Origin of the sequence: Streptomyces sp. NPDC048106 (genome assembly GCF_040706415.1) — a bacterium.
GTDB lineage: Bacteria > Actinomycetota > Actinomycetes > Streptomycetales > Streptomycetaceae > Streptomyces.
In genome coordinates, this window is record NZ_JBEZND010000009.1 from 56,905 (window position 1) to 83,527 (window position 26,623).

At 70.5% G+C, this 26,623-nt stretch carries 29 protein-coding genes; 1 reads left to right on the plus strand and 28 read right to left on the minus strand.

The features are described from left to right. Positions 1 to 169 precede the first annotated feature (169 nt). The 4 genes from AB0927_RS11745 to AB0927_RS11760 all read right to left on the minus strand — a co-directional run bounded on the left by AB0927_RS11745 (position 170) and on the right by AB0927_RS11760 (position 4,818). The gene (locus tag AB0927_RS11745) at positions 170 to 1,519 is read right to left on the minus strand and encodes a DUF317 domain-containing protein (RefSeq protein ID WP_366667393.1); all 1,350 of its coding nucleotides are present in this window, start codon (positions 1,517 to 1,519) and stop codon (positions 170 to 172) included. 64 nt (positions 1,520 to 1,583) lie between these two features. Continuing rightward, entirely contained in the window at positions 1,584 to 2,699 is a 1,116-nt protein-coding gene (locus AB0927_RS11750; RefSeq protein WP_366667394.1) for a DnaB-like helicase N-terminal domain-containing protein, read from the minus strand. Further along, the gene (locus tag AB0927_RS11755; RefSeq protein ID WP_366667597.1) at positions 2,699 to 3,967 is read right to left on the minus strand and encodes a DNA cytosine methyltransferase; all 1,269 of its coding nucleotides are present in this window, start codon (positions 3,965 to 3,967) and stop codon (positions 2,699 to 2,701) included. Before AB0927_RS11755 ends, AB0927_RS11750 begins: the two co-directional genes overlap by 1 nt. Before the next feature lie 5 nt (positions 3,968 to 3,972). Continuing rightward, complete coding sequence (locus tag AB0927_RS11760) at positions 3,973 to 4,818, minus strand: hypothetical protein (RefSeq protein WP_366667395.1); 846 nt, start codon at positions 4,816 to 4,818, stop codon at positions 3,973 to 3,975. A gap of 177 nt (positions 4,819 to 4,995) precedes the next feature. On the opposite strand from AB0927_RS11760, the gene AB0927_RS11765 reads away from it, so the two are divergent. Further along, positions 4,996 to 5,901 (plus strand): hypothetical protein, encoded by a 906-nt coding sequence (locus tag AB0927_RS11765; protein ID WP_366667396.1) that lies wholly within the window; start codon positions 4,996 to 4,998, stop codon positions 5,899 to 5,901. Between the two features lie 4 nt (positions 5,902 to 5,905). On the opposite strand, the gene AB0927_RS11770 is transcribed toward AB0927_RS11765, so the two are convergent. From AB0927_RS11770 to AB0927_RS11885, 24 genes are all read right to left on the minus strand, one after another. Further along, entirely contained in the window at positions 5,906 to 6,301 is a 396-nt protein-coding gene (locus AB0927_RS11770) for a hypothetical protein (protein ID WP_366667397.1), read from the minus strand. After that, positions 6,298 to 8,439 carry a hypothetical protein gene (locus AB0927_RS11775; protein WP_366667398.1) on the minus strand — a complete coding sequence of 714 codons (2,142 nt, stop codon included), beginning with the start codon at positions 8,437 to 8,439 and terminating at the stop codon, positions 6,298 to 6,300. Before AB0927_RS11775 ends, AB0927_RS11770 begins: the two co-directional genes overlap by 4 nt. Then, positions 8,436 to 10,259, minus strand: a complete 1,824-nt coding sequence (locus AB0927_RS11780; protein ID WP_366667399.1) for a hypothetical protein — start codon at positions 10,257 to 10,259, stop codon at positions 8,436 to 8,438. The genes AB0927_RS11775 and AB0927_RS11780 overlap by 4 nt, the downstream gene beginning before the upstream one ends. 20 nt (positions 10,260 to 10,279) lie before the next feature. Continuing rightward, positions 10,280 to 11,575, minus strand: coding sequence for an integrase (locus AB0927_RS11785; RefSeq protein WP_366667400.1), 1,296 nt, complete (start codon positions 11,573 to 11,575; stop codon positions 10,280 to 10,282). 452 nt (positions 11,576 to 12,027) lie between these two features. Further along, positions 12,028 to 13,161, minus strand: coding sequence for a hypothetical protein (locus AB0927_RS11790; protein WP_366667401.1), 1,134 nt, complete (start codon positions 13,159 to 13,161; stop codon positions 12,028 to 12,030). A gap of 257 nt (positions 13,162 to 13,418) precedes the next feature. Beyond that, complete coding sequence (locus AB0927_RS11795; protein ID WP_366667402.1) at positions 13,419 to 14,162, minus strand: DUF317 domain-containing protein; 744 nt, start codon at positions 14,160 to 14,162, stop codon at positions 13,419 to 13,421. Beyond that, positions 14,159 to 15,211: a hypothetical protein gene (locus AB0927_RS11800; RefSeq protein WP_366667403.1), complete on the minus strand. Its 1,053-nt coding sequence runs from the start codon at positions 15,209 to 15,211 to the stop codon at positions 14,159 to 14,161. Before AB0927_RS11800 ends, AB0927_RS11795 begins: the two co-directional genes overlap by 4 nt. 294 nt (positions 15,212 to 15,505) lie before the next feature. Further along, entirely contained in the window at positions 15,506 to 15,964 is a 459-nt protein-coding gene (locus AB0927_RS11805) for an XF1762 family protein (protein ID WP_366667404.1), read from the minus strand. Further along, positions 15,961 to 17,751 (minus strand): TraM recognition domain-containing protein, encoded by a 1,791-nt coding sequence (locus tag AB0927_RS11810; RefSeq protein ID WP_366667405.1) that lies wholly within the window; start codon positions 17,749 to 17,751, stop codon positions 15,961 to 15,963. Before AB0927_RS11810 ends, AB0927_RS11805 begins: the two co-directional genes overlap by 4 nt. A 126-nt stretch (positions 17,752 to 17,877) precedes the next feature. Next, on the minus strand, positions 17,878 to 18,570 hold the full coding sequence (locus tag AB0927_RS11815) for a DUF317 domain-containing protein (RefSeq protein ID WP_366667406.1): 693 nt from the start codon (positions 18,568 to 18,570) through the stop codon (positions 17,878 to 17,880). A 22-nt stretch (positions 18,571 to 18,592) separates the two neighbouring features. After that, positions 18,593 to 19,369: a DUF317 domain-containing protein gene (locus AB0927_RS11820; RefSeq protein WP_366667407.1), complete on the minus strand. Its 777-nt coding sequence runs from the start codon at positions 19,367 to 19,369 to the stop codon at positions 18,593 to 18,595. Positions 19,370 to 19,371: 2 nt separating this feature from the next. After that, a complete protein-coding gene (locus AB0927_RS11825; RefSeq protein WP_366667408.1) occupies positions 19,372 to 19,884 on the minus strand; it encodes a hypothetical protein in 513 nt (170 codons plus the stop codon). Positions 19,885 to 19,957: 73 nt separating this feature from the next. Next, entirely contained in the window at positions 19,958 to 20,479 is a 522-nt protein-coding gene (locus AB0927_RS11830) for a DUF317 domain-containing protein (protein ID WP_366667409.1), read from the minus strand. Positions 20,480 to 20,497: 18 nt separating this feature from the next. After that, a complete protein-coding gene (locus AB0927_RS11835; protein ID WP_366667410.1) occupies positions 20,498 to 20,779 on the minus strand; it encodes a DUF317 domain-containing protein in 282 nt (93 codons plus the stop codon). Continuing rightward, a complete protein-coding gene (locus tag AB0927_RS11840) occupies positions 20,770 to 21,126 on the minus strand; it encodes a hypothetical protein (RefSeq protein ID WP_366667411.1) in 357 nt (118 codons plus the stop codon). Before AB0927_RS11840 ends, AB0927_RS11835 begins: the two co-directional genes overlap by 10 nt. A 29-nt stretch (positions 21,127 to 21,155) precedes the next feature. After that, the gene (locus tag AB0927_RS11845; protein WP_366667412.1) at positions 21,156 to 21,959 is read right to left on the minus strand and encodes a DUF317 domain-containing protein; all 804 of its coding nucleotides are present in this window, start codon (positions 21,957 to 21,959) and stop codon (positions 21,156 to 21,158) included. Beyond that, the gene (locus AB0927_RS11850) at positions 21,956 to 22,339 is read right to left on the minus strand and encodes a hypothetical protein (RefSeq protein ID WP_366667413.1); all 384 of its coding nucleotides are present in this window, start codon (positions 22,337 to 22,339) and stop codon (positions 21,956 to 21,958) included. The genes AB0927_RS11845 and AB0927_RS11850 overlap by 4 nt, the downstream gene beginning before the upstream one ends. Before the next feature lie 275 nt (positions 22,340 to 22,614). Continuing rightward, positions 22,615 to 22,818, minus strand: coding sequence for a hypothetical protein (locus tag AB0927_RS11855; RefSeq protein ID WP_366667414.1), 204 nt, complete (start codon positions 22,816 to 22,818; stop codon positions 22,615 to 22,617). Beyond that, positions 22,815 to 23,573: a hypothetical protein gene (locus AB0927_RS11860; protein WP_366667415.1), complete on the minus strand. Its 759-nt coding sequence runs from the start codon at positions 23,571 to 23,573 to the stop codon at positions 22,815 to 22,817. The genes AB0927_RS11855 and AB0927_RS11860 overlap by 4 nt, the downstream gene beginning before the upstream one ends. A gap of 25 nt (positions 23,574 to 23,598) precedes the next feature. Further along, entirely contained in the window at positions 23,599 to 24,183 is a 585-nt protein-coding gene (locus tag AB0927_RS11865) for a hypothetical protein (protein WP_366667416.1), read from the minus strand. A gap of 134 nt (positions 24,184 to 24,317) precedes the next feature. Further along, positions 24,318 to 25,166 carry a relaxase/mobilization nuclease gene (locus AB0927_RS11870; RefSeq protein ID WP_366667417.1) on the minus strand — a complete coding sequence of 283 codons (849 nt, stop codon included), beginning with the start codon at positions 25,164 to 25,166 and terminating at the stop codon, positions 24,318 to 24,320. Further along, entirely contained in the window at positions 25,163 to 25,600 is a 438-nt protein-coding gene (locus tag AB0927_RS11875; protein WP_366667418.1) for a hypothetical protein, read from the minus strand. Before AB0927_RS11875 ends, AB0927_RS11870 begins: the two co-directional genes overlap by 4 nt. Positions 25,601 to 25,700: 100 nt before the next feature. Further along, positions 25,701 to 26,198 carry a hypothetical protein gene (locus AB0927_RS11880; protein WP_366667419.1) on the minus strand — a complete coding sequence of 166 codons (498 nt, stop codon included), beginning with the start codon at positions 26,196 to 26,198 and terminating at the stop codon, positions 25,701 to 25,703. 83 nt (positions 26,199 to 26,281) lie between these two features. Then, positions 26,282 to 26,602: a hypothetical protein gene (locus AB0927_RS11885; protein ID WP_366667420.1), complete on the minus strand. Its 321-nt coding sequence runs from the start codon at positions 26,600 to 26,602 to the stop codon at positions 26,282 to 26,284. Positions 26,603 to 26,623: the final 21 nt, after the last annotated feature.

Sequence of the window (26,623 nt, forward strand, 5' to 3'; positions counted from 1 at the left end):
CAGCTCACCCGCATCCTCGGGGCCGAGAGGTTTCACCTATATAGATGGCGAGATCAGCCAGGTTTCGCACGAAGACGTACATCGCCCGAGCTTTCCGCTGGCTGCTCCCACCGCAGGCCCCACCACGGCGTCATCCGATACACGGTGAGACGTTCGGGAACGCGCTTGGTCACAGGCGGTGTGATGCCGGGGACCTGGGCAGGAGAGACGGTGGCAGTTTCGGCGAGGTGGTCTTCCTCGGCTGGGGCTGGCGGGTGGCGGTTGCGTGGGCGAGGTTCTCGGAGAGGTCGGCCAGCAGTGCGCTCGGTGTGCACGGGGACGCGGTGATGGTCCAGGTGGCTCGGTTCCGGTCGGGGCCGGCCCAGACGGTCCAGGTGGCGAGGTTCTGATTCGGGTGCTGTGTGGTGAAGGCGTCGAACTGGACGCCCGCGTCCCCGTCGGGGGAGGTCCAGCGGATCCATCGCCCGTCCATGGTGTGCTTCCATCCGGCCTCGGAGAGGGGCTGGGTGGCTGCGGCGACCATCTTCTTGTCCGCCGGGGCACCGACGGCCGTGTTCCAGCCGTCGCCGTCGGCGAGGTGGGTGAGCAGATCCTGCAGCACCGGCGCGGGGGTGGCCCCCGTCGCGGTGAGGACCCACATGCGGTCGGAGACGGGTGTCTCGTAGGCGGCCACAGTCCATGCGATCTCGTGAGCAGGGGCTTCGTGGACGCGCTCGATACGCAAGGTCTGCGATTCATGGATGGCGTGGGTCGTGTCATCCGACCAGGTCCGCCACTTCTCGAACTCGTCGTGCGCGTTGAGGAAGGTGTCGAGGAGTGCGTCGTGGTCGCCGGCATCGGCCAGGTAGACGGGGACGGTTTCCGGCTGCGGGCGGGAGGGTTTGGACCTGGCTGTGGTGACGTCGAAGACTGAGCGCGCTGCGATGGCGTCGCGTTCGGTCTCGGTCAGGGGAGCTGGGCCGGGGCGCATCTCGGCCGAGTGGACCTTCTCGAAGGCGAGCAGGGCTTGCGCGGGTGAGTCGAAGGTGTCGGCGACCTGGCGAAGGTGGTCCTCGCCGTGCAGGTAGACGGACTTGCCGCCTTGATGGAGGTATGTGCCGACCGCGACGGTGGTGTGGCCGTCGTGGGCGTGGGCGTGGATGAGGAGCTGGCCGTGGTGGATGTCGTCGTGGATCTTCTGCGCCTGATTGGAGACCTCGCGGATTTCGCTGCGGGTGCACCATGGCATCGGATAGTTCGCCCAGGTCCATTCCTCGTCTATGGCTTCTTGGAGCCGCGGGGTGATCTCGACGGTGATGCCTTCAGCGATCAGGTGCTTGGCTGCGTCGTCGGCCCAGTAGGGCTCCTCGTGATCAATGCGGGCCAGGACCAGGACGCCTGTGGCGGCGACGCTCCAGTCGGCAGCCTCCAGAGCCATGAGGGCGGCGCGGGCCTGCTTGCCGGTCAGGACGGCGGTCACGGCGCTCGGGTGAGTGGGGTGTGTGTCGAGGCGGACGTGGGCGTCGATGGTGGGAGTCACGTGGGGTCTCGTCTGTTCTGCCGGTGGCCGGGCCTTCGGGTCCGGCCACCGGCGTACGCGGGGGTTATCGGGTTGCTCGTGTGGACCGGGCGGCGTGCGCGGCCGTGGTGGTCGGCGGGCCGGCGCGGGTGGTGGACGGTCGCCGCCGCTGTGGCGGAGTGGCTCCGGTGGCGTGCTGCCAGCGGGTGCGGACGGCGGCGATGTCGGCGAGGGCGCGGCGAGCGCCGACGACGAGCTGGAACGGAGTGTTCGCCGGGTCGCCGGCATACGCCTCGATGCGACGGCCGGTGTGTTCGGCTGTGGCCAGGAGGGAGCGCTGCAGGGCCCGCTCGCCCCAGTGCTCGACGGAACCGGCCGGCTCGGCCAGCATGCGCAGGACCTCGCCCGGTTCACTGCCGTCGTCCAACAGGCCGCGCTGCTGGGCTTCCCACAGGACCGTGACGGGGTCGACGGGCTCGCGGCGGCGGGCCAGGGCGGTCAGGCACTGCCACAGGCCGGCGTGCAGCGGCAGGGTGAGGTCGTCGGGGAGCAGCCACCGGACGGAGTCGATGTCGGAGGGGTAGGCCGTGGCGGTGGCGAGCAGGATCTGCTCCTCCTCGACGGCCTCTGCGAGGTTGGGCGCGGCGGGCGGCGGCGGTGCCGTGGTGCGGGGCAGCACGCCTGCGCGGGGCGGGAAGCGGTTGGCGATGTCGTCCACGACCGCGGCGAGCGCGTCGGCCTCGGCGAGCACCGTTTGGACAGGGTGCGGGAGGCAGACGTCGTGGACGGTGTGGACGAGGCGTTCGGCGGCCGTCTGCAGGCGGCGGCGGGCGTGCTCGGCCTCGACCATCCGGGCATAGGCGGGGGCGTGGCTGGGCCAGGGACAGACCTGGACGAGGGCGTGCAGGTAGGAGGCGGTCAGCCCGCGCGCCTGCTCCCGGGCCGTGTCGAGCACGCGGTCGAGCCACGTGGTGTTCTTCGCGTGCTCGGCGGGGTCGGGCCGCGGCAGGGTACTGATCGCGGCGTACAAGGCGGCGTGCGCGGCGGTGGAGAACGAGTCGGCGGCGATGCCGCGCACGTCGTCCAGACGGTGCGGGCTGAGGAGGAAGGCCCCGAGGAGGGCCTGCTCGACGTGGAACACCGGCTGGGGCGGTGTGATGGCGTCGAGGTCGTCTTCGTCGGGTTCGGGGGCGTGGGGCATCAGGCAGCGAGGTTGAAGTCGTCGGGGTCGAGGGTGACACCGAGGTGCGGGGCGAGGAGGTGGCCGGCGAGCAACGGGGGAACGGCGTTGCCGATCTGAGAGAACTGCTGGCCCTTGTTGCCGGCCCAGGGATAGTCGGCGGGGAAGCTCTGGAGGATGCCCGCCTCGCGGGCGGTGATCCGGATCGGCTCCGGAGCCGCCACCGGCTGGCCCTGAGAGGTGTCCTCGTCGCCGAGGGAGGGCTCGGCGACCCAGGTGCATTCGTTCGCGCGGTGTCCGAAGAACAGCGTCCCGGCCGGTTCTTGGATCGACCTGATGGTGGCATTGGTCTGGTTGTTGCTGCGCAACGACCACGCCCACGAGCCGGCTTCGATGGTCGCCGCGTGGTCGGCGGCGCGTTCCTCAGGGCTGTCCTCCCGTACGGCCGGGTGAGGAGGCTGGTGGTGGGAAGACAGGATGAGGCCACTGGGGCGAGGGGCCCAGGTGCCGCGGTCGCGGGCGTCGGTGAGGGTCTTGCGGGAGCCAGAGGGGAAGGGCTCGGGGCCGCCTCCGGGCCCGCCGCCCGCGCACACGGTGGGCACCGGCCCGTCGGTCCGGCCCCACCCCAGGGCTTCGGCCATCGATACCCATCGAGCGCGACCGGGCCCGAACAGCGTGTCGTTTTCGGTAACTTGGGCGTGCGTGGGCGGCGGTGGTTCGGCAGTTCGGGCGCGGGAGGCGAGGAGGATCGCGCGCTTGCGTGTCTGAGGGACCCCGAAATCGGCCGAGTTGAGAATCCCCGTCCATACCGAGAATCCCCACCCTCGGAGGATGGCCGCGTACTGCTTCCACAGGGGCAGGACGTCGGGGACCTCCTCCATGGCGATCCACTCAGGCTCCCCGGCGGTGTGCAGGGCGTGGAGGTAGCGCATGGGCTCGGCGGCGAGGAGGGAGCGCGGGTCGGCGCACGCGGTCAGAAGCTGCTCGCGGGTGTCGCGGCCGGCGGCGAGGTCGGCGACGGCCTGGTGAACGAGGGGCTGGTCGACCAGGCCGAGGCGCTTGCCGGCCCTCGACCACGCCTGACAGGGCGGGGACGCGATCAGCCCGAGGACCCGCCCGGAGAAGATCCACGCCGGATAGCGGGCGACATCCGTCTGGATTGTCAACTGCCCCGCACGGGCACGGGTGTTGCAGGCCCAGGTGTCCCACTCCAGCCCGACATCCCGCACACCGAGCACCGTGAGAGCGTGGCTCCAGCCCCCGGGACCGGCAAATAGATCAAGGACGATCCGTCTCACGAGGCGAGCCCGAAGTCGTCCTGCACCGCCTCGGCGTCCCCGCGGCAGGCCCACGGGGAGCAGCCGTCGACCACCCCCTCCTCCAGCTGCTCCAGCACCGCGGTGTGCTCGTCGGGGCCCTGCTGGAGGGCGGCCCACTCGGCGGCGGTGACGTGGTCGATCGGAGCCTGGTCGAGCGGCACTCGGGAGCGGTGCAGGAACGCCTGGCCGAGCAGCGGGTTGCCTCCGGCGTTCGCGCGGGCGTTGCCCGAGCGGATGGCGGCGTCGAAGGCGACGACGTCCTCCCACTCGGAGGGAGAGGCGTCGCGGATGTGCCGCCACTGGGCGTTCCCGTGGAACGGGCAGCCGAGGCAGCTGGACTTGGGGGTGTCGGCGAAGCCGATCGAGGTCAGGTAGGCGAGGCAGTCGGTGCGCGACCAGCCCATGTCGATGAGGGGGTGCCGGTTGCGCATGTAGCGGACGTCGGCGTCCTTGGCGCGGTGGAACTCGTCGGTGGAGATGCCCACCCACTGCTCGACGAAGACGTCCTTCGGGATGCGCTGGGGGTAGGCGTATCCGAGAAGCTCACGAATTTGTCGTTTGATCGGCTTTATCTTGTATTCCCCGGTGCACTGGCGCCGGGTCATGCCCTGCTTCCCGTCCTGGTTGAGGATGTACAGGGGCATGGAGACGAAGCGGTGCGCCGGGTTGAGTGCGTCGACGCGGATGTTGCCGGAGGAGACGCGCATCTCCTTTTCCAGCCGGTCGAGATGCCGGTAGACGGCGCGGGACTCCCAGCCGGTGTCGGCGAAGATGGCGTAATCGACCTTGGGAAGCACGCCGTTGGCGGAGAGGGCGAGCATGGCGCTGGACTGGATGCCGGCACCTCTGTCACCTATTCGGCACTGTTGCATCGACGCTGTCCACTGTCCCGGGCGGGGTGCCGGGACGTCAGAGTTGAGGTGGCGGTCCGGCCTTGGGGCTGTCAGCTTGCTGGCAGGATGGAGCTTGGTTGCGTATGACGTGGACGAGGGGCTGGGATGGCAGCGGAGAGCATCACTGAGACCGTCCTGGCGATCATGGGCGACAAGCCGCGTGAGCAGACTGCATTCTCGGAACTCATCGCGGCCCTGCGTGATGAGGGACATCAGGCTGAGCTGATGGGCAGTCCCGAGCGTCAGAGCGACCACTATCCGTTCGTTCCACCGATCCCGGTGGATGCTGAGATAGCCATTGGCGGCCTCGCTGGCTTTGTCGATCACACGGTTCTCCCGGCACCACAGGAGAACAAGCAGCGGGTGGCGACGCAGGACGCGGTGGCGCATGGCCTCATTGAGCGGTTGACGGGTATCGCGACGAGAGCGCCCGGCGGTGGTCTCATCGTGTCTGTCGGCGCTGGCCCATGGATGGGCGCTAAGCCGAAAGAGCGCGACCGGCTGTATGCCCGAGTGGTGGCCATGGCCACCAAAGCAGTTGAGCGCGGGAAGCCGTTCGTCGACATGCGACAGCTGCCGCGTGGGCCGTTCCCCGTTCCCACGATCGGCTTTTGGGACTGTCCCGACGAGCTCCGCGTGATCGTTTCTTTTGACGACATCACCGTTGGTTGGTCCGGACGGTGGGCGCCAGATGGACGGTGGCGTGTGACGCTCCGTGAGATGCGGGGGAGTGTGGGACGCGCGATCGAGGGGAAGCTCACGAAGCAGCTCGCAGGCGTGCGTGCAGTGGCGCCAAGCAAGCCGATTGGGTTGCTCATCGATAGCAGACCGATGCTCAGTCCTGGGAAAGGAAAGCCGGAGCCTGTGATGGACTTTCCACCAGACGTCGTCGGCGCGCTGGTGAGTGAGATCGCGACGGACTGGCCAGGGGTGCTGACTAGGGCGTGGCTCCTTTCGCCAACCCATGGTGTGGTCGCTGTTTATGGAGATGGGGTCGGCTGCGGCTGGTGAGCTGCTAAGACAGTCTTCGAACGTTTGAGGGCAGCGACCGCGGGGCACGGAGCCCGTCGAGTTCGGTGGTGAGAGCGTGGATGACTTGGGCATAGATCTCGTTTCGTTCGGCAAGTTCGGTGTTGTGCTGGCGTAGGCGCGTGTTCGCGGTTTCGAGGTCGTGGGCTTTCGCCTTGAGGCTTTGGAACGCGGCCGGGATCCCGTTGACGCTCTCTCGGGCGGCTTCGAATTCCTGGCGGAGGTCGGGGTGCTTGTGGGTGAGCACCCATCTCTTGACTCCGGCCTCGGCGGCGAGTTGGACGACGGTGAGGGCCCCAGTGGAACGGATGGGGGCTCCGGCGAGGAGTCGTTGCATTGCCGCTTGGATGGCGTCGCGTTCGGCTTGACGGTCGGTGCTCACGGTCGCTTCTCCTGGTGGTCGGCGATGATCTGCTGGAGCCGGGCGAGTTCGTGCTGCTCACGGGTGTGGCGCATCGGTGGAGCCAGAGGGTCGTCGACCGCGGTCTGCAGATCGGTGGCGCGGATGCGCAGGACTTCAATGTCCCGGTCAGTGCGGGCGATGTTCACGCATGAGGGCTTGCAGCCGTCGATGTCAGGGGTGCGGCGTGTGCTGCGTTCGTCGGCGCTGAGGCGGCAGGCGGCGCGGGCGGCGTCGAGGACGCAGGTCATGCCCTTGCCGGGGAAGACCTGCAGGTCGGGGTTGGTGAGCAGGGTGTGGGCTTCGCGGCTAGTGCGCAGGACGCGTCCAGCGAATCGTGCGGATGCGGTGACGCGGTGACGGTAGGTGTCGGCGGCGGGTCCGCTGACGTGTTCGCCGGCCTGGAGCCGGTCGTGGGCGTCGGCGAGGTCGTCGAGGCGGGCGAGCCATTCCTCGAATGCGAGGTCATCAGGGAAGCCGGAGGCGTAGTTGCCGGAGTAGCCGAGCGTCATCTTGACGCGGACGTGGCCGTACTGGATCGCGGCGGCGACCAGGCCGCGGGGGCGGCGGACGATAAACCAGGCGAGCGTGCGGCGCAGTCGGCCGAGCGCGATCTTCGGGTTGGCGGGGTCGGCGGGGATCGCGTCGGCGCGCTGTCGGGCGTCGCAGTACTGGTTGATCCAGTCGATGAAGCGGCCGATGTCCTTATTGCAGATGGAGTCGCCGCGGGCGCGTCCGACGCGTTCGCGCAGGGAGCCGGCGCGTGACCTGCCGTTGACCAGCAGGGTGTTGGGGAACAGCAGCCGTGCGTCGTGGAGGCGCCCCAACACGGCGACGGCCGTGGCGACCGGGGTGGTGACCACCCAGGGATCGGCTCGCGGTTCTCCTTCGGCGCGTGGGCTGCCGTCGGGGTGGCGAACGCCCTTGAAGTGCTTGCCGCGCAGCAGGATCAGGCCGGTGGCCGGGTCGTGCTCGATGCAGTCGCGTTCGAGATTGAGGGTCTCGCCGGGGCGCTGGCCGGAGAGGTAGCCGATGGTCACCAGACAGGCCGTGCTCAGGTGCCGTGCGAGTACGGGGGCCTCGTCATAGGTGATGTGGGTGTCCAGCCAGGGGCGGTCGTCGAGGAGGGCGTGAACGGGCGTGGTGAGGTAGGTGTCGTCCGCGACAGGAAGCCCGGACGCGGTGATCTCGGCGGCGGCCCGTCTTGTGATCTGGACGCCGAGCTGACGGCTGAGGAAGTAGGTGTTGGCGGTGACGCTGCCGCTGGCGTCGCGGCGTCCGGGCAGGGGCCGGCCGCGGGTGCGGTAGTCGTCCAGGAGGCCGGAGAGCAGGGCGGGGACGGTGTTGGGCGGGCGCCGCGTGAGAGTGCTGTCGGAGTGCGGGGTGGCCCCGGTGGGGGCCGAGATCGTCTTGTACTCGTCGAAGGCGGCGATGATGTCGTCGGCGAAGTCCTCGATGAAGCGCAGGGACCACTTCATCAGGGCGGTCACGGTGGCGGGGTGGATGCGGGGCGTGCGGTTCTCGTCGCTGGTGCGGCGCTGGCCGAGGATGTCCTGGACGCGTTCGCCGTTCCAGGGTGGTGCCTGGGGAAGGCGGTCTTCCTCGCCGGGCAGCAGTGCGCGCAGGGTCCAGGTGCGTACCACCGCGGCCAGGAGGTCCTCGCGCAGGTCGTGGGAGAACGGTGCGGCCCTGACGCTGGCCGCGTACTTGTCCAGGTCCGTGGCGGTGACCTGGCCAAGGCGGCTGATGCCCTGGCCGATCAGCCACTGGGTGAATTGCTTGAGGTGTCGGCAGTAGCCCACCACGGTGCGGATCGCCGGGCGCTGGACGCCGGGGAGGAAGCCGGTGCCGTCGCTGTCCTTGTGGTTGATCATCAGCCAGACCAGGAGTTTGACCACGGGCCGGAACGTGTCCGGGGCGTCGCGGAAGTCCAGGCAGACGCGGGAAGCGTGTTCCTGGAACAGCGCCGGAGTCAGGTTCCAGCGGTCGTCCCTGAACGCCGCGATTTCCGCGGGAGTGCTGCCGGGCCGCAGAGGGCGCGTGGACAGGACTGGTGTGTCGGGGCCGGGCAGCAGGCGACGGACCACCGGCTCGGCGGTGGCTGTGATGGCGGAACTCATGTCAGGTCCAGTCCTCGGTTCAGGAAGCGGTCGACGAGTGCGTGGTCGGCGTCGGTAGCCGCGGCGCGTGCGTCCTCGACGGTGGCGGGTGAGTGGTGGCCGAGAAGATCGGCCAGCCGGGCTGCGGGCTCGGCCAGGCGTTCGGCCCACTTCAGCGGCGTCATCTCCTGCTGACGATCCTTCAGCGCGTCCATCACGAGGACCTGGACGGGCAGATGGGCCGGCATCGCCCGGGCGCAAGGGCAGGACAGGCAGAGAAGGAAGGAGGCTCCGCAGGGCTCGCCCGGCGGGCTGAAGGGGCCGCTCGTGGGGTTGGTGCAGCCCGCCAGTACGGTGTCGAGTCGGCCGCCGACGAGCTGCTGGAGGGTATGGGTGTCCAAGCCGTGCCGGGCGGCCACGGCCTGCGGATCGGTGCGGGCCCGTTCGACATCGGCTGCGGTCAGCACCGGGATCGGCGGTGTGCTGCGGGCGCGGGCGACCTGCTCATCGAGGACGCCCGCGACGACCTTCTGGTACTCGGCCAGATTCCTGCGGTTGCGGGCCAGGTACTCGTTGGCGAGGGTCGTCTCGGTATGGGCGACGGGACGCTGATTGAGTTCCAGCCAGGTCAGCCGCAGGCGGCGGCTGTCGATGTGCAGCGGCACCGGCCGTCCATCGGCGTCGGGCTCGTCGCAGACCAGATCGGTGCCCTTGCCCCACAACTGCAGGATCTGTTTGGGCAGTCCGTGCCGGTAGCCCTGGGCGTTCGGCCCGTTCTTGGCGTTGTAGAACGCGAACAGCGCGTCCGTCTTCAGCACGTTGCGGGAGGCAGAGCCGAGGTCGAGCAGCAGGGAGTAGACCCCGAAGGGAGTGCGGAGATCATCCCGGGTCTCGTGCTCACCGGCGGTGGGAACATCGCGCAGGGCCACCGTCATGGATGCCTTGCGGGTCCCGCGACGTGGCTTGACCAGGTCGAGTTGCGCTGTCGCGGTGCCCCCGGCGTGCCCGTCGGGCCGGTGATGCGTGGTCGTCGCCGTGGCGAGTGTCGAATAGTTCTGCCCGGTCAGACACAACAGCAGGACTGCCGCCGCCCCGATCTCGCGGTAGGTCAGGTGTAGGCGCGTGATCACCGCGCCGATGCCGCCAGCTTCGCGGACGTGGGGCCAGTTCCGGGGGTGTCCGTAGTCGTAGCGCGGAATGTCTCCGTGCCGGTCGACGTGGTCCAGCAGTGAACCCAGCATCCACTCCCGGGGCGCGTCCTCGGCACTGACGGCGCCCGCTTGCCACTGGGCCAGGAGCGTGCGGCCCGCGCGGATGCGCGTCGCGGCGGCCCGCAGTTCCGTGCGGGCCCGTGCGGCGATGCGGCGGAACTCCGCTTCGGTGTAACTGCGGGTCGGCGCGTCCGACTTGGCGACCTTGGCCTGGGCCAGGCGGGCCGCGAACTCCGCGGGCGGATCGGGCGCGAAGCGCAAGATGGTGCGCAGCGCGGACATGTCCCGGTGGAGCGTCTTGGTCCCGGTCAGCATGAATCCGTCCAGGTGGACGGCGCGCAGCTGAGCCGGTGTGGTCGGCGGATTCGACAGGGACACCAGATAGCGGCAGAACCGCTTGAGGATGTTCACGGTGTCCAGGGCCGAGGTAGTGGTGCGACGGGTCCCGGCCGGGCCGGTCACCCCCAGCACCCCCAGGGCCATCCAGTCACGCAACTCCCGTGTCACTGGTAGCACGGACAGGTCGATGTCCACTGGCTCGCCGCCGCGTTCGGGAAAGAACCGCACCCGGCACTGGTCCTCGTCGGCGAACAAACGCTGCGGCAGCCGGTAGCCGGATCCCGGCAGCACCGCGCGTCGTCCCGTCCCGTTCACCGGCCCGCCCCCGCCGGGGCGGTGATGACCTGCCGGTGCCCGGCGAACATCTCCGCCATCAGCTCCGTCAGGACCGCCCCGTGGGCGTGCTCGATCAGCAGCGAGACGTCCAGGTCGCGAAACGGCTCCAGGTAGACGTCGATCGTGGTGGACACGTCCGCGTGGCCCAGGAGTGTCTGCACCAGGTGCCAGGCGTCGCCGAACTGAGCACGGAAGTCCCGCAGTTCCTCGCCGTCCAGGTGGGCGAAGCGGCGTTCATAGAGCAGCCGCCCCACCGAGAACCAGCGCAGAGCCATCGAATGCCGCAGCATGTGGGCGGTCGCCGCCACTCCGTGCAGCCCGGCGCGGGCCACCCGCTCATTCGCAGTGTCGAAAGTGTGCTGCCAGCCGCGCGGGGCCCGCGGCATGCCGTCCTCGTTCAGCCACAAGGCCGCCGGAGCCAGTCCCGACGGGGTCTCCAGGAAGATTCGTCGCCTGACCTGCGGCGTCAGCGCATCCAGCGACACCCGGGTCAGCGTCCCCGAGCCGTCGGCCAACTCCAGACGGCGACTGCCGAGCACCCGGTGCAGCACCAAGATCTGGCGCAGCCGCTCGTAGCGGCCGTGGCGCTGGGCGCGGCGTACCGCCGCGGCCCGCTCGCCCTCGGAGTAGCCGAGCGCATCCGCCAGCACCGTGCGCGGCATCCAAAATCGCCGCCCCCGGCCGCCTTTCGCACAGGCTGCCGCCAACCGGGACGTGGCATACGACCGCCCGTGCTCCTCGGCGGGAAGCTCCAGCATCAAAACGCTGGCCCACTCCGTCAGCCGCAGCCCCGTGCCAAACAGACCGTCCGCGAAGGCGCAGTCGCGCTGACTGTTGCGGCCCCGCCACCGGGTCACCTCCCGGCCCTCACGGTCCAGGCCCCGCAGGCCCACATCCCGCCACAACGCGTAGCCGCCCGGGTCCAGCCACTTCACATCCCGCTCGCGCACCACATGCGGCGCGGCCTCGAACCCGTCCCCGCCCACCCGCGACGAACCCCGCTGACGGGCAACCCGGATCACAGGATTCCGTACCCCGTAGCGGGCGGAGGCCCAGTCGTAGAACGCGTTGACCGCGTCCAGGTTGTCCGACACGGTGCCGCCGGCCACCCGCTGCGGATTCGCCTCATCTGTCATCCGCCAGAACTTGAAGCCCCCGACGTCCTCCGCGTCAGCTCCGTCCCAGCGGCGGCCGACCGCGTCGAGGAAGCCCAGCCACGTGCACAGCGCGTACCCGTACTTCTCCCGGGTTCCCGCCGACCGGTTCCGCATACGCAGTGATCCGAAGAACGCATTTACCGTGGGAATGGCGCGTCCATCGGAATTGATCAGGAATTCCTGGCCCGTACGGAATCCGAGCCGCGAGCCCAGCTCACCCAGACTCGGCAGGCCGACAAGCGCTGGATCGGTCGCGTACCAAGGAACCGCCCGGTCGGACCCCCACCGTCGAAGACTCCAGACCCCAAGTCGATGCTCAGCGTCGTGCAGTTGATCGCTCATGGCCCGGAACAGAACCACGCCGTACCGCATCAGACCGCATGCAACACGCTGAACTCGGTACAGACCGCCTCCGAGCGAAATGCAGGTGAGCGTGGGGGAGGCGGGAATGGGCGTGTCCTAGTGGGGGAGGGGCGGAGGTGTTCAGGCCCGGGTTGAGAGCCTGGCGATGGGCGTGTGGGGAAGTCCGTGACCGAACAGGTGACTTGGCTGGGCCAGAGGTGCTGTCAGCGGTGCGCGCGGGTGCTCGCCCATGCGGGGGCAGGGGGGAGGGCAGGGCGGGCTGCGGGCGGCCCGATGCGCGTGGGCCAGCGGATCGCTGTGCTGAGAGCGGTGATTCCGAGGGCCGTCAGACGTACACGGTCGTACGGTGCGCCGCCGTAATAGGGCGAGGGCGCGGAGCCGGGCTCACGGCATACCAGGTGTTCCGCCTCCAGGTCGCGCAGAGTCCCGGAGTCCACTCTTGTGGCCTGGACGTAGGTCATCGGCATTGTCTGGAAGGCGGTGACGCGGCCACGGGCGACTTCCACCAGGACGTCGCGCCGGGCCGAGTCGAGGCCGGTGGTGGCGGGGCTGCTGCTGTATGTGCCGACGGGCAGCCGGTGGGCGATGCAGGTGGCGGAGTCGATGATGGCCGGCGCAGCAAGTGCGGTAAGTTCGCGCGCCAGTTGGAAGCATTGAGCGAGCCTGCGGCGGGGGCCGGGGATCCCGCGTTTCGCGTCGGCGTCGCGTACGACGGGCTGCGCGGTCGTCAGGTAGCGGGTGGCTCCGCCGGTCAGGTGAGCGATCTGCTTGAGCCGCACGACGGCGCTGGCCATCGGCTCGGTGGAGGGCAGGCGTTGTTTCCGTACCGTTGTGATGCAGGCGTACGTCGCGCGTTCCAGATGGCGGGCGGAGGCCGCGTAGGCGTCCGGGCCGAGGACGGCGCGCCCGTGAAGCCAGAGGTCGATCCGGTCGTTGTGCTGGGTGTAGAGGCCCGCGAGGGCCAGCAGCCGTTCCTCGGGCTTCGGGGACACGGGCGCGTCCATGTCGTACAGCGTGTGGTCGGAGTCGGGTGATGTCGTCATCTGCTGCGGGTCTGGGAGGCGGAGTGGGATCAGTGGGAGCGGGCCGCTCGTCCAGCAGGAGGCGCTGGGGCCAGCGCGGGCGCCCGGGACGGTCCGGGAGCGGTGCGGGCGACGGCCCGGGTGGTGGTATCGCTCGATGATGTAGGCGGCGTTGCCCAGCTGGTCGGCGAGCCGGTGCAGGACCGCGGTCTTCTGCTCGGGGCTGGTCGCGGTGTGGGTGGCCTGCAGGAGCGCGTCGAGCGCGGTGGGCAGCGGTTCGTCGCCGGCTGGGAGGCCGAAGAGACGCGCGTGCACTGTCTGGGGGAAGCGAGGCCGCGGTCTTCGAGGGAACGGATGCTACTGATGTGCACACGGACGTCCCCGCGTCCGAGCCGCGTCATGTTCAGGTGCCGGGCGAGGATGACGCGTCCCGCGGCGACGGCTTCCAGCGCCACTCACTGGGTGGGTGAGAGGGTCGTCGTGCAGGTGTGAGAGCGCGGGTAGCAGTCCGCGGATGGCTGCTGCTTCGGCGCCGAGGCCGAGCAGGCGTTCGGGAATGGTTGGGGCGGCAGTCATCGTCTCCGGCGTTGGTCGGTGTACGCCTGGTCGGCTTGGGCGATGGCGTGGTGGGTGTGGGGGTTCACCGCTGCGCTCCGGACCGGGGTGATCAGCGCGCTGGCGCTGTCCCGGACGAGGAACGGCACCTCGCCGAAGATGCGCTCGACGGGGACGATGGAGGTGAGGTGGGCGAAGAACTGGGCGACCACAGGCTCGGGGGTATCGACGGTGAAGGTGGCGCTCCACTTGGTGTCGAAGCCCTCGTACAGCGAGTTCCTGATCCGCCAGGTCAGCTCGCTGCTCGGTTCGTGGGTGAGGACGCAGTGTCCGTCGGGGGAGGTGTGGACCGTGGTCCCGTCCTCGCCGTGGCTGCTCCAGCTGTTGAGGGCGGCGCTCTGGGCGATGGTGTACGGGGCGAGGGGGATGCGGTCGGCGTGCCGCATGTCGTCGAGGAGCTGGGGCAGGGCCTGGGTGACCGCGGCGATGGCCTCGATGGGCGTCTGACGGCTGAACTGTGCCTGCCAGTAGGGCTCGTGGTGGCGGATGGTCCACCACATGCCGTCGGCCCGGGCCGGTTCGAAGTCGACGAAGAGGGTGCCGCAGGGGCTGTCCAGGCCAATGTGGCCGCTGGCGGGGTCGTGGTGGTGCCAGTGGAACAGGTGGATCAGGGGGCCGAGCGCGTTGGCGGGCTTGGATCCGGATCCGGCCAGGTACCGGGGCGAGACGAGTACGAGGTCGTTGTCCGCGAGGGCGCTCATCGCCGGTGGCCGGTTGCAGCAGCGGCAGCGGGCTTGGCCTTGGGCGGTGCCGACGTCGGCGTGCGCGCGGGCTTGTGCATGTCCAGGATCAGCTGCCCGGCGGCGGTGACCGTGACGTCCAGGACGAGTGAGGTGCCGCGGAGCGGGACGCGGATGAGCCGGTTCTCCGCGAGTACGGCGAAGGGCTTGGCGTGGATGGTGCTGCCGTCGCCGGCCCGGACGGTCTGCCGGTCGCCGCGCAGCGACCGGATGACCCTGGTGCCGTCCTGGCCGATCTTCTCCAGGGCCGTGTACTGGGCGTCGGTCAGCTGGGGGAGCAGCGGCATGTGCGCGGGGTGGGCTCTGAGGTTGCGGAGGATGCCTCCAGCGACGAAGTGGCAGCCGGTCACGCTGAGGTCGAGGAAGCGCGTGGCCTCGGTGAGCAGTTCGGCTTGGCGGGGGGCGGCCGAGGACTGGCGGGCCTTGTGGTCCGCTTCGTCAGTCGTGTCCAGTGGATTCGCGGCTATGGCGGACGCGAGACTGGCCGCGGCCATCGACGCGGACTCCACGACGCTGCTGAGGGCCGCCAGAGAGGCGCTGCTGCCGGGGACGGCAGCGTACTGGCTGGTGCCGAGTTCGGTCAGCCGCTCCAGAGTTCGGCCGGTCAGCCGGTGGGTCTGTGTGATCTTGGGGGTGAGCTGCTCCAGTAGTTCGCTGCCAGGGTGCGCCGTCAGGTTGCTGATGTCGTTCTTCAGGGTGTCGAAGTCGGAGCCGAGCTGCTGGAGGCGGTCGGCCTGCGCGAGCAGATCGAGCCGACGGATCCTGTTGGTGATGGTGGTCTCTCCGGGGTGGGGCATGGGGTGCGGTGTCCCGTCGGGCCCAGAGGGGTTGGCTGACGGAGACGGGGGCCGGGACGGGGCGGGCGTGTGCAGTGTGGTGCGGGCCTCGTCAAGGGACTGTGCGGCGGCGTGCAGGTGGGCGCGCAGCGCGCGGTGGTGCTCCATGTTGTTCAGTCGTGCCGCCATGGATGTGCCGGCGTGGGGCTTGTTGAGCGCGGCGAGCGCCACCATGGCCTGTGTGTAGTGGTGTTGTGCTCTGCTGAGTGGGACGGCCGCAGCGGCAAGTGCGGCCACCGGGTGCCAGGGAGCCTGCTTCGTGGGCTGAACCGAGGTGGTGGTAGGCGTCGCCGGCGAAGCGCAGGGCGAGATGGCTGAGCAGGTCGATGTGGCGCAGGGCGGTGAAGAAGCCGCTGGGCCCGGCGCCGATGGAGTGAGAGCGGACGTCGTCGATGACGGCGGCCAGCGCTGCCGCAGGGCACATGTCGTCGAGTTCGTGGTGTTCGTGAATGTCGATGGCAGCCCTGTTCAGGGGGCTTGCCAGAGGGTACGGGCGATCTGATCGATCCCGCGGTCCGTCCGTGGCCGGGACGGTGTGTGCCAGCCCGGCCGCGCAGGACGGCGGGCCAGCACGCGCCACCCGGCTCCGCGCAGCGAGGCACCACTCTCACCGGCCTGCGTGTAGGTGATCAGCCGCCGGTATCCGAGCGCCTTCGCTGCCCTCCACGCCGCCCCGTACAGCAGCGAGTTGGCGTTGCGCGTGCCGTCGCTGGCGGTCCGGGTGACTTCGAGGGTGGTGCCGTCGTCGAGGTGCCGGGCGACAGGGCGGCCGACGATGGCGACGGCGCGCAGGATGCCGGTCTCGTCGGCGGCACCGACGGCGAAGATCTGCCCTGCGGGCGGCGGGTGGTGGCGGTGCCAGGTCCGCACGAACTCCTTCGCCTGGCGTGAGCGGACCGGCACCAGGTACAGCGGGGTGTTGCTCACGCGGCCTTCCCGAAGTCGGACTGCGTGGGCGTGTGTTTCGCGACGGCGCGGGCGGTGATCGCCTGCGACGCTCGGGCGGAGGCAGCGGACAGGTCCTGCGCGCCGGGCTCCCGGTACCACGGACGGAGGTCGAGCATGGCGGCGCGCAGGCCGGTGGCGAACAGCAGGGCGGTGCCCTTGGGCAGGGCGCGGATTGCGTCGGCGGGCTGGATTCGCTCCTGCCGCATCGACACCGACGTGCTCTTGCCGGATTCCGAGTGGGACGTGGATGTGGTTTCCACGTCGTGGTCGCCGATCAGGCGGGACAGCTTGTCGGCGAAGTCGGGGTCGTCGATGCCGCTGCCGATGACTTTGATGGTCGAGGCGGACCACATGGCGTCCATGCCCGCTTCCCCCCATACCTTCTGGCCCTGGCGGTAGGACTGGAGGATGGTGATCGGGATGATCCCGCGGCTGCCGAGGTGGGAGTACAGATCCGGCAGGTCGCTGATCTTGCACACGTTGGCGGCCTCGTCGAGGATCGCCAGCATGGGTGGGTCCAGGCGTCCGCCGGCGCGTTCGGCCTGCGCGGTCGCGGCCCGCATCACCGAGTCCGCGCACGCGGCGATCAGAGCCGAGGCTCCGCCTCCGCCGTCCTTGCTGAGCAGGAACAGCGTGTCGGTGGACGTGACGAACTGCTCCGGCCGGAATTCCGGGACGTCCTTCTGCGGCGTCACCCAAGCGGTGATCTCCGCGTTCAGGAGCGCGGAAGCGTACTGCCGGGCGGTCTCGTAGATGCCGTCCCGGGTCTCCGGTGGCCCCTCGACGGTTCCCTTGAGCTGGGCGGCGACCGCGGTGAAGCCGTGGTCGCGCAGGATGTCGAGCGGGGTGCGGTCGGCGGGGAAGGCCAGCCACTGCATCACGTCAGTGATCGGCCGCTCGTCCAGGGCGGCGGCGAGGAACAACTGGCTCAGCACGTTGCTGCCGGCCTTGGACCAGAAGTCGCCCTGCTGGCTCGCGTCGACGGAGGCGGCGAGGAAGTGGCCGGCCAGCCGCCCGGCGCCGTCGAGTGTCTTGGCGTCCGCCAAGGGGTTCCACCACATCTCGCGGGCGGCGTGGGCGATCTGCTGCGGGTCCATCGCCCAGACCCGTCCCACTGCGGCGCGGGCGTCGTAGGTGGCGGTGTAGGCGTCGCCGGCCGCTTTGTTCGAGGTCAGCAGGACGGCGCCGGGGGCGGCGAGGATGGAGGGGATCGCGAGCGAGGTGGTCTTGCCCGAGCGCGGGGCCATGATGGCGACGGCGACATCCTCGAATCCCATGCGGACCTCGTGCCGGGTGCCCTGGAGGTTGCCTAGGAGGACGCCGGTGTCGCGGCCCTCGATGCGCTTTGCGGTCTTCAGGCTCGGACGAAGCGAACGGGCTTTACTGGTGACGGCTTTGGCCATCAGCGGCTCGATGTCAGACCGCTTGGCCATGCCGGTGACGCGCTTCTTGCGCCCGCCACTGCCCTTGTACCGCTGGTAGAGGGTGACGGCGGTGATTCCGAGAGCGAGCAGCACGGCGGCGGGCAGGATGCGCGTGCCGACGAGGAGGGACGTTTCCCCCAGGCGGGGCCAGAGCCGGGCGGGGTGCAGGAGGGCTTGGACAGGCTGGTAGGGGGCGTCGGGCCCGGAGCCGGTGGCCCGGGAGGCGATCTGCCCGCCGAGCCAGGCGAGGTTGGACAGGGGAACGGTGACGGCGAGGATCCCGAGCAGGATCTTGAAGGCTATGTCGTAGCCGTCGCTGGAGTTGGAGGAGGGCTGAGGCAAAGGCTGTTCCGGAGGGGGGAGTTACTGGTCGGGAGTGCTGAGCGGCTCGGCACGGCCTCGATGCCAGGAAGGGAGGCGAGCGGCGATGCGGGGAGCACCGTGGACCGGGATCTGGGAAGCCAGGAGTCAACGGATGCGGACGGCCGGCGTGGGAGGCGTGCGGGCCGGAAGCTCGGTCGTGGGACGCGGGACGGCTGTGCGGCGGGCGAGGAATTTGTGGGCGGCCGTGGGGATGACGTCAGGTGACCGGGGCAGCGGCCTGGGGTCGGCGAGGGCGGTGGCGAACGCCGTAACCGCGGGGCGTGGAGTGTGGGCGCTGAGCACGGCGGACCACAGTGGTTCGCCGTAGACGCGGCAGCGTGCGTACCAGCCGGTGACCTCTTCGTCCCGGCGCAGGTCCCAGAGGGCGAGCTGATCCGGTGCCTGGAGCTTGTAGTACGGGTTCCTGGCGAAGGGGCGGGTCCAGCCCGCGTCGTGCAGGACATCGAAGAGATCCATGTCCGGCACGTGATCCGGGTGGGTCAGGCCCTGGGCGAAGGCGAGGACCATCTCGGCGGGGGTCCGGGCCCCGAAACTGGAGTGCCACAGTTCGCCATCGGGCGGGGTGCCGACCACGGTCCACCAGGGGCGTTCCGGGTTGGGCTCCAGGCACAGCCGGATCGTGGAGTCGGGGCTTTCGAGGTAGGTACGCAGGCTGCCGGGTTCCAGCAGGTCGCGCCAGTGGTGCTCACGCAGGTGCGTGATGACGATGCCGGCCTCCCCGGCACCGGCGATGTGACGGGGGGCGACCAGGACGGGTGGGGCAGCGTGTTCGGTCAAGCGAGATCCAGCGGAGAGCGGGTCACAGGGCGCGGCCCCGGTTGGCCCTGTGTGCAGGGTCTGCTGGGGGCGGTGCCGGGGACGGGGTGGAGCGGCCGGCGAGTCGGCGGCCCCGTTCTTCGAGTGCGCTGGCGACGTACACGGCGAGGACGTTCGTGGTGTTGCGGGTGACGATGGTTGTGTCGCGGGTCGGAAGAGCGCCGGGGCCGTCGGTGCGCAGCACGGGTTTCGGGTCGGCGAGCGCGGTGGTGAACGCGGCGACGAGGTGGGGCGGGGTGTGGGCGCCGAAGCGGGCCTGCCAGACCTTCTGGTACGTGCCGAGGGTGACGGTGACGAACCAGGCTCCCGGATCAGCCGGTGTTCCCAGCCGCTCGACGTACGCAGTTTTGTCGGGAGAAGCGAGGCCGTTGTCGCCGTACGGTGACCAGCCGGCCTGCCGGAGCGCTCCGTACGGGTCACACAGCGCGTCAGTGGCTGGTGCCGGATCGGTGAGGGCGTCGGTCACTGCGGCGATCAGTTCGACCGGGGTGCGGGCGCCGAAGCTGGCGTACCAGGCGGGACGGTCCGGCTCGGCGGCGTGGTGCAGGGTCCACCACTGGTCGTCGGGGTCGGGCTCCAGCCACAGGAGGGCCTTCTGGTCAGGGCTGGAGAGCAGGACGCGCGGCATCAGGGGGTCGTCGCCGTAACTCCATCCGCAGGCGCGATAAAGGGGGACGGTGATCCAGGCGGGGTCGCCGCCGCCGGCGAGGTGGCGCGGGGTGATGAAGTCGATTTCGACGGTCTCGGGAGCCGGGGGCATGGTCACTTCCGTGCCGCGATTCGCCGGGCGGGGGCGAGGGCCGGTGCGGGGGCCAGGGGTGAAGGGGCCTTGCGGGCTGCGGTGTTGATTTCCCGGAGCGCCTTGCCGTGGGTGGCCCAGTCGTCGAGGTAGCTCCACGATTCGGCGTGATGCTCGGCGAGGGCGTCGTCGAAGTCCGGCGTGCCGGGCGTGGCAGTGGAGGGCAGGGCGTCGCGGGCGAGCAGCCATTGCTCGTGCAGTTCGTCAAGCCGGTCGAGGGCCGTGCGCAGGACGCCCAACTGGTAGACCCAGCGGCTCTGCACCGTGTTCTCCGGCAATCGTGTCAGCTGTGTCTCGGCCGTGGCCAGCAAGTGACGGGCGCCGTACCGGAGCGGCTCGAACGCCGCGGCGGTGTCGGCGTCGCGCTGGCTCGCGCGCCTTCCGTAGGCATGGTCGTCGTAGGGCCAGCCGTCGAGGTCGGTGTGCTCGTCGGAGTAGGCGTCCCAGGCGTCGAGGATCTTCTGGCTGTCGCTCACGTAATGGTCGAGGTGACGGAGGAGGGCGCGGTGGGTGCGGTGATCGGCGGAAATGGGGAGGGGTCCTGTCGGTTCAGCGGCGGGGGGCTGGCTGGGCGGTGTGGGCCTTTGACGGGGTCGGCGCGGGTTTCGTCTGCTGCCGGTGGGCGGAGCGTGCTCGGGCGCGGAGCGACTCGATGCGTGCGGTGTGGGCGTCGACCACCTGCTGTGGGCGCAGCGGGCTGGGTGCCTGCACGGCGCTGTAGTGGCCGGTGCGGTCGTACATGCCGCGCGGGAGCGGGCTGCGGTCGGCCAGCGCGGTGAGGAACGATCCGACGAGGTGGGCGGGGACGTCCTCGTTGAAGTAGGCGTGCCAGATGCGCGGGCCGGGGAACTGCCCGTCGCCGGGCTCGCAGGTCTCAACGTGCCAGGACGACCGGCCACTGAATTCGCTCAGCGGGCGCAGTTCGATGTGGCACATGGAGTCCGGCGAGCGCGCCGCGCCGTCCGAGTCGCGGTGCCAGTCTGCCGAGGTCACCGGCTGCCACGGATCCTGCTGCTGTGGCGGCAAGGTGATGAGGGCGTCGGTGAAGCCGGCGAGGACCTCGGTGGGCACGAGTTCACCGAACTCGGCCTACCAGCCGGGCTCGGTGTCGGTGGTCTCGGCCCGCAGCCGCCACCACGCGGAGGTGGCGGACTGCGGGTCGAACTGGAGGCTGTGGCGAAGGTCGGGACTGCGCAGGACGATCTCGGCACTCAAAGGGTCGGAGACGGCGTTCCATCCGGCGGCGGCCAGGCCGTGGGTGACGTGGCGGGCATCCCCGGGGCCGGCGAGGTGGCGGGGGCTGGTGTCGAAGGGGATCTGCCAGGCGTGCTTGTCGGCGAAGGGGGCGAGCTGCTGTTCGCTCAGTGGCACCGACCGCAACCCGGCTCACTCGAGGCGGCGCTGACGATCACCTTGCGCAGCTCGTCCAGGACGTAGTGGAGCATGTACTGGTCGGTCTGTACCCACGCTGCGGCACGCAGCTTGGTGACCAGATCGCTGATCTTCTCGCTGTGCGGTGTGTTCGGGTGGCTCTGTACGGCGCGGGCGAGGGCGCGCAGGGTGTCGCCGAGCTGGATGGGCAGGCCGGTGTATTCGTCGAGGAGGGGCTCGACGAGAGCGAGCGCCTCCTTGGGGTCGGGGTTCTCGCGCAGGTATTTGGTGAGGCGGCAGAGGGTGTCGGTCGCGGCGCGGATGGTGTCCGGGGTGAGTGCGGGCATCGGGCTCCTCGGGGTGGTGGGTGTCGTGGTCAGCGGCGGGTTCGTGCGCCGTCGGCGGCGGCGTGGGCGCGGGTGGTGGTGCGCGGTCTGGTGCTTCGGGCGCTGTTGCGGGCCCAGGTGGCGGCGCGGGCAGCGGTGACGCGGGCCTGCTGCCAGGCGCTGAGCTGGGAGGGCAGGACGGAGACCGACGTGGCCGTGATCTGCGCGCTGTGCGGGACGCGTCCGCGCGGGCGCATCACCGGCTCCGGGCTGGCGAGCGCGGCCGAGAACGCTTCCACCAGATGCATCGGCGTGCTCGACGTGAACTGCGCGCTCCAGCCGATGCCCTGTCCGTCCTGGGCGCCGGCCCACCACGGGGCGCGGCCGTCCGTGTTCTGCCGGAAGTGCATCCACGCGAGCCCGTCGGGGCTGGTCGCGACGTAGTGCATGCCCTCGGTCCGCGTCCGCCACTGCTGCTCCTCCAGGGGCGCCCACACGTTCGGGGCGTGTGCGGAGCGGGGCTGGGCGAGCTGGTCGGTCAGCCCGGCGATGATCTCCACCGGCGTATGCCGGCCCAGTAGCACCTCCCACTCGGCCTGCGGTCCCCGGGCCGCGCCGCGGATCGTCCATCCGCCCGGCTGGGTGTGGGGGCTGTAGGAGAGACGGACTGTGCGGTCAGGGCTTTCCATGAACAAGGGGCCGCCGGGCTGGGACTTGTCCCGCCAGCCCGAGGCACGCAGGAACTCCGAGACGTGCCGGATGTCGCCGCCTCCGGCCAGGGCCCGGGGCTGAATGAGGTAGTGCTGCTCGGCCTGCTCGCCGGGCCCCCAGCCCTGCCACTGCTTCTTCTTCACCGACGCCGCCGGACGACGAGCGGTGCAGGCACTGGGGGATTCGCCGCAGTGGTGGCGGGCTGGGTGCTGACGTGCTGCAGGGCGTCCTTGTGTTCATCCAGGTCGAGGGTGATGTCGTGCAGTTCGTTCGAGGCACGGCCCAGAGCGAGCCACACCTCCGCGGGAGGCGCGCCGCGCTCTGCCTGGTCCTTGGCGAACACGCTTCCGGTGGCGACGAGGTGAGTGACGCCGCCGAGGACTCCGACGTCCGGGTCGAGAACGCGGGCGATGACCTGCGCGGCCTGGGGCGGGGGAAGCTGCGAGAGGTGGTCGGCGAGCTGGCCGAGCTGGCGGGTGATCTGGTCGGCCAGTCTCACCGGATAGGGGGCGGTGTGGGACATGCTCCTCCGGGTCGGTGGACGGTCAGTGGTGGTGGTGCTGCCCGACGCGCTGTGCCTCGGCGAGGGCAGCCTCCGGGCGGGCGCCGGTCGGCGGGGAGGTGTGGTCGGGGCCGGTGGGAATGCAGGCGCGCAGATAGCGGCGGAACAGGGCCGTGGCGAGTCGGGGCTTGAGCCGGTTGCTGATCGGTGGGGGTGTGCGGGGTGCTACGGGTTTCTCCGGGAGTCGGGCTGTGTGCTGGGCGGCCCCGGTGGGGTGCCGGGGCCGCCCGGGCGTCTTACGGGGTACGGCGGGCCGGTGCGGAGTGCGACGGGGAGCCGTCCGGTGCCGGTTGCTGCGCGGGGGGACGGGCCGCTCTGGTGCGGAGGCCGGGCATGGCCTGCCGGCGGGTGGCTTCGTCGAAGACGCCGGGCGTGCACTTGACGTCATGACCGGTCAGGAGCAGGGCGGGGATGCCGAGGTCGGCCTCCGGCTGGTTCATCGAGTCCTGGCGGCTGGCGTACGGGTGCCGGCCGGGGCCGGCGGCATGGATGCCGGGGCGGAGGTGGGCGCGGTCCGTCCGGCGGGGTGCTGGAGGGCGGTACCGATGCCGAGCACGTCGAGGCGCGGGCCGATCGCGCGCAGGGCGCGGGCCTGGACCTGGGTGTCGTCACCACCCAGGCGGTAGATGCCGCTCTGCGGGTCCTGGATAAAGCCGTGGGCGACGAGGATCGTGCCGGCCCGGTCGTCGGCGGGGGCGGTGGCGACGCTGCCGTCCGGCTGCCAGGTCAGGACGATCCGGTCCGGCTGGGAGGGCTGGATGCCGCCGAGGGCGTTGTGCCGGACCTGTGCGAGCGCACGGTCGTAGCGGGTGAGCAGATCACCGGCGACCTGCTCGGCGCTCAGGAAGGGGTCGTCCGCCAGGGCGACGCCGTTGGGCTCGGGGACAGCGCGGTACGCCTCGTCGGGCAGGGCGCGCGGGGCGACGGCAGCGATGAGGAAACCGTCGCGTCCGTCGTGCCGGTCCAGGAGGGCGAGCTGGGCGCCGTCGGGGCGGCTGAGGACGGCTGCCTGGGTCAGCGGGTGCTGGGCGAGGGAGGCGGCGACCAGATCCAGGTCCCAGATCCGGTCGGAGAGTTCGGCGAGGTCGTCCTTGGCGTCGGCTGGCAGGTGCGTGCTGGTCCAGGTGTCGGGGAGTTCACCGGCGAGGACGTCGGCGTACGAGGCGAGGCGCTCGGAGGTGTCGTGGTCGTGCATGGTGTCCTTGGGCAGTTGCGGGGGCTCAGCGGCGAAGGCGGGTGGCACCGACGGGCGGCGGTGCTGGGGCCGGCAGTGCACGAGGCGGGGGTGGGCAGGCGCACATGGCGGAGCGTTCGGGCTCGTGGTCGGGAACCTGCTCGGCGCAGGGGCGGCGGCCGGGGTGAGCGGCGTGCCGGTCGGCCAGCCGTTCGCGGGTGTGCGCGAGGTCGGAGTGGATGACGCGGACGTATTCGTCGGCGAGGTAGCGCAGGCGCCGGGCGGTGTACGGATCGCTCGCGTTGCCGAGGCCGTCGAAGAACTCCGCCAGGGCGCCGAGGGTTTCCTCGAACCCGGCGAGGACGCCGTCGTGGGGCGCGGTGAGTTCGGTGAGGATGCCAGCTGCCTCAGCGGTATCGGTGGCTTCGCGCAGGCGTTCGGCGAGGTGGCAGACCGACGCGCCGAGCGTGGGATAGCTGGCGGGGCGGGCTTCGGTGTCGAACGGTTCGTCGCAGTCGACGTGGTACCCGACGGCCCGAAGGCGCCCTACGGCGTCGCTGGCGAGACGGGACTCGTCGGCCTCGGTGAGGCCGGCGGGGGGCGCGGTGGTAGGTCTCGTGGAGGCGGACAACCGCGATGAACCCCGCGCGCTGGAGAATGCTGTGTGCCTCAAGGTCACCGCCGCGGGCGAGGAGTTCTTCGGAGTGCGGGTCACGGCGGATGTCCAGGAAGCGGTCGGTGGTGCGGGGCAAGGAGACGTTTCTCCTACGGAGATCTGTGGGCGGTGCGCCGGGGCGCGGCCGGTGCGGCGGCGGCACGGGGGTGGACCAGGTGGGCCGCAGTGGTGTCCAGGTCCTGCTGAATCGCGTGGAGGCGGCGGGCGATCAGCTCCAGACGGTGCGCCGTGTCCGTGCTGGCAGCCCCCGGCTGGCGGGCGATCCGGTAAGCGGTGTGCTCGACCAGTCCGCAGACCGTGGCCAGCGGGCCGTCCTGTTCGCCGGCGAGCCGCGCGAGGACGCCCGCGAGCTGCGTGGATGCGGCGGGGACCGAGCGGGCAGCGGACCGCATGGTTAGGCCGGTGTGGACGGGGATCAGGTTCAAGTCCTGTTCGATGCGGCGCGCTTCGCCCGCAAGGCGCTGCAGGATGTCGGCGGGCGGGGTGCGCCAGGTGCCATCGAGGTGGAACAGATTGGCGATCAGATCCAAGCGTCCGGGCTGGGCTTGGACGGCGATCCACCGCCAACCGTGCTCTGCGGCGCCGGGTACCTCGATACCAGCGGCCCGCGCGAGCCGATGGGCGGTTTCGGACCACTCGGGGCCGGTCAGCTCCCGGTCGTCTGGGTGGAGTCGGATGTCGAGGTGGAGGATCGCCCGCCGGTCGTCGTCCGGGCTGACGGCGACCGGATGCTCCAGGTAGGGATCTGCGAGGTGCTCGGCCCACTGAACGGACGTCCAGGTTCTCTGCTCGTCGTCCGGGGTGTAGTAGTCCAGGCCCGGCCAGTGGGCGACGACGGTGTACTCCGTCAAGCCCTCGTTCGGGGAAAGGGGCCGTCCGAGCGCCTCGGCGAGCGGTTCGCGCGGCGAGTGGGTTCGCTCGTGAAGGCGGGGGATCACCGACCGCTCCGTACGTCGGCGATGTGCACGAGATGTCCCAGGGCGGTGGTGGCGTACCAGCCGCAGTCGATCAGCTCGTCGCGGCCGGCGAACCGCGCGAGGAGGGTGTCCTCCATGGCCCGCAGGTAGATCAGGCAGTCCGGGCAGCGGCGTGAGAGGTGCACGAGGTAGCGGGGGTGGGCGGTGACGTAGGACTGGGCGCCGCCGGTCGCGTCACGCAGCCGCCACCCGTCCTCGTCGGTCGGGGTGTGCCAGGACGGAGCGACGACCCGCATCGCATCGCCCCACAGCTCTCCGCCGGCCACCCCCTTCAGGACGACCACGGTGTCACCGGCCTGGAAGTGGGCGTGGGTGATGTCCCGGGTGGGAGTGAGCGGATCGGGAGTGACGGCGGTGACAGGGGTGGGTTGATGTTCCCAGGACGGAGGGAGCACGCGGTTCCTTCCACGCGATGTGTGACGGGGTGGGAGCATCAATAGTCCGGAGGAACGCCGGTTTGGCTAACCGGCGTTCTCCGGCTATGTTGCCCCGCCGTCAGCGGAACGGGTTCTCCGTCCCGCGGTCCGCCTCACTGGCTGCTTCGAGGAGTTCGAGCAGGTCAGTGCCGTCGGCGTCGCGCTGGTCGATCCACCATCCGGCTCGGGTGATGGCGCGGGCCTTCCCTTCCAGCTCCGCCCAGTCCGCCTCGTCCCACGTGCCCTCGACGACGAGCACGGTGTGCGCGGCAGTCATCAGCTGGTGGCGGGAGCGTTCGCCCCAGTCCAGGGCCTTCTCCGGGCCCTCCAGCTGCGGCATGTCGAACTGCTTCGCCCACGCGACGGCTGCCTTCTGCTCCTCGGCCCGCTTGGTCGCGAGCCACTCCTCCTTGGACTCGGAGTCGGCGTCGCGTGCCGCCTTCCAGCAGTCGGTGCAGTTCTTCGACGCGAGCCAGCGGGCGAAGCCTGCCCGCTTGTCGGCAGGGCGATCGGACAGGTCATGATCCACGATGTGGGAGCAGGCGTGCTCCACGGTCCAGTGCGTACGTACGGCCATAATTCGATCTCCGCAAAAGGGGTTGGAAGGTGGGGGTGCGCCCTGATCAGGACGTCTTGTGCCGGCCTCCAGGGGCCGGGCGGTCAGGCAGGCGGCGACGACGGTGGCCGTGGCGAGGCCATGTCCGGCCGTCCGGTCAGTGGAAGGGCCACCAGAAGGGCCGAGTTGAGCACAGCGGCCGGAAGACGCACCGCCGTCTGGCCGTGGCGGTCCATGAGGCGCCCCTTGACCGGCTGCACCACCGACGATGACAGTCCTTCTAGGGCGCTGAGCAGTCCGCCGAAGACGATCCAGCTGCCGCTCGTGGTGGCCCACACGAGGATGGCGACGAGAGCCATTTCGTTGGGGAGGCGGCCGGTGAGGGTGCCGCCGAGGAGACGCCGGACTTGCGGGCTGCCCGGCACCGCGCCGTAGGTGATGCGCGG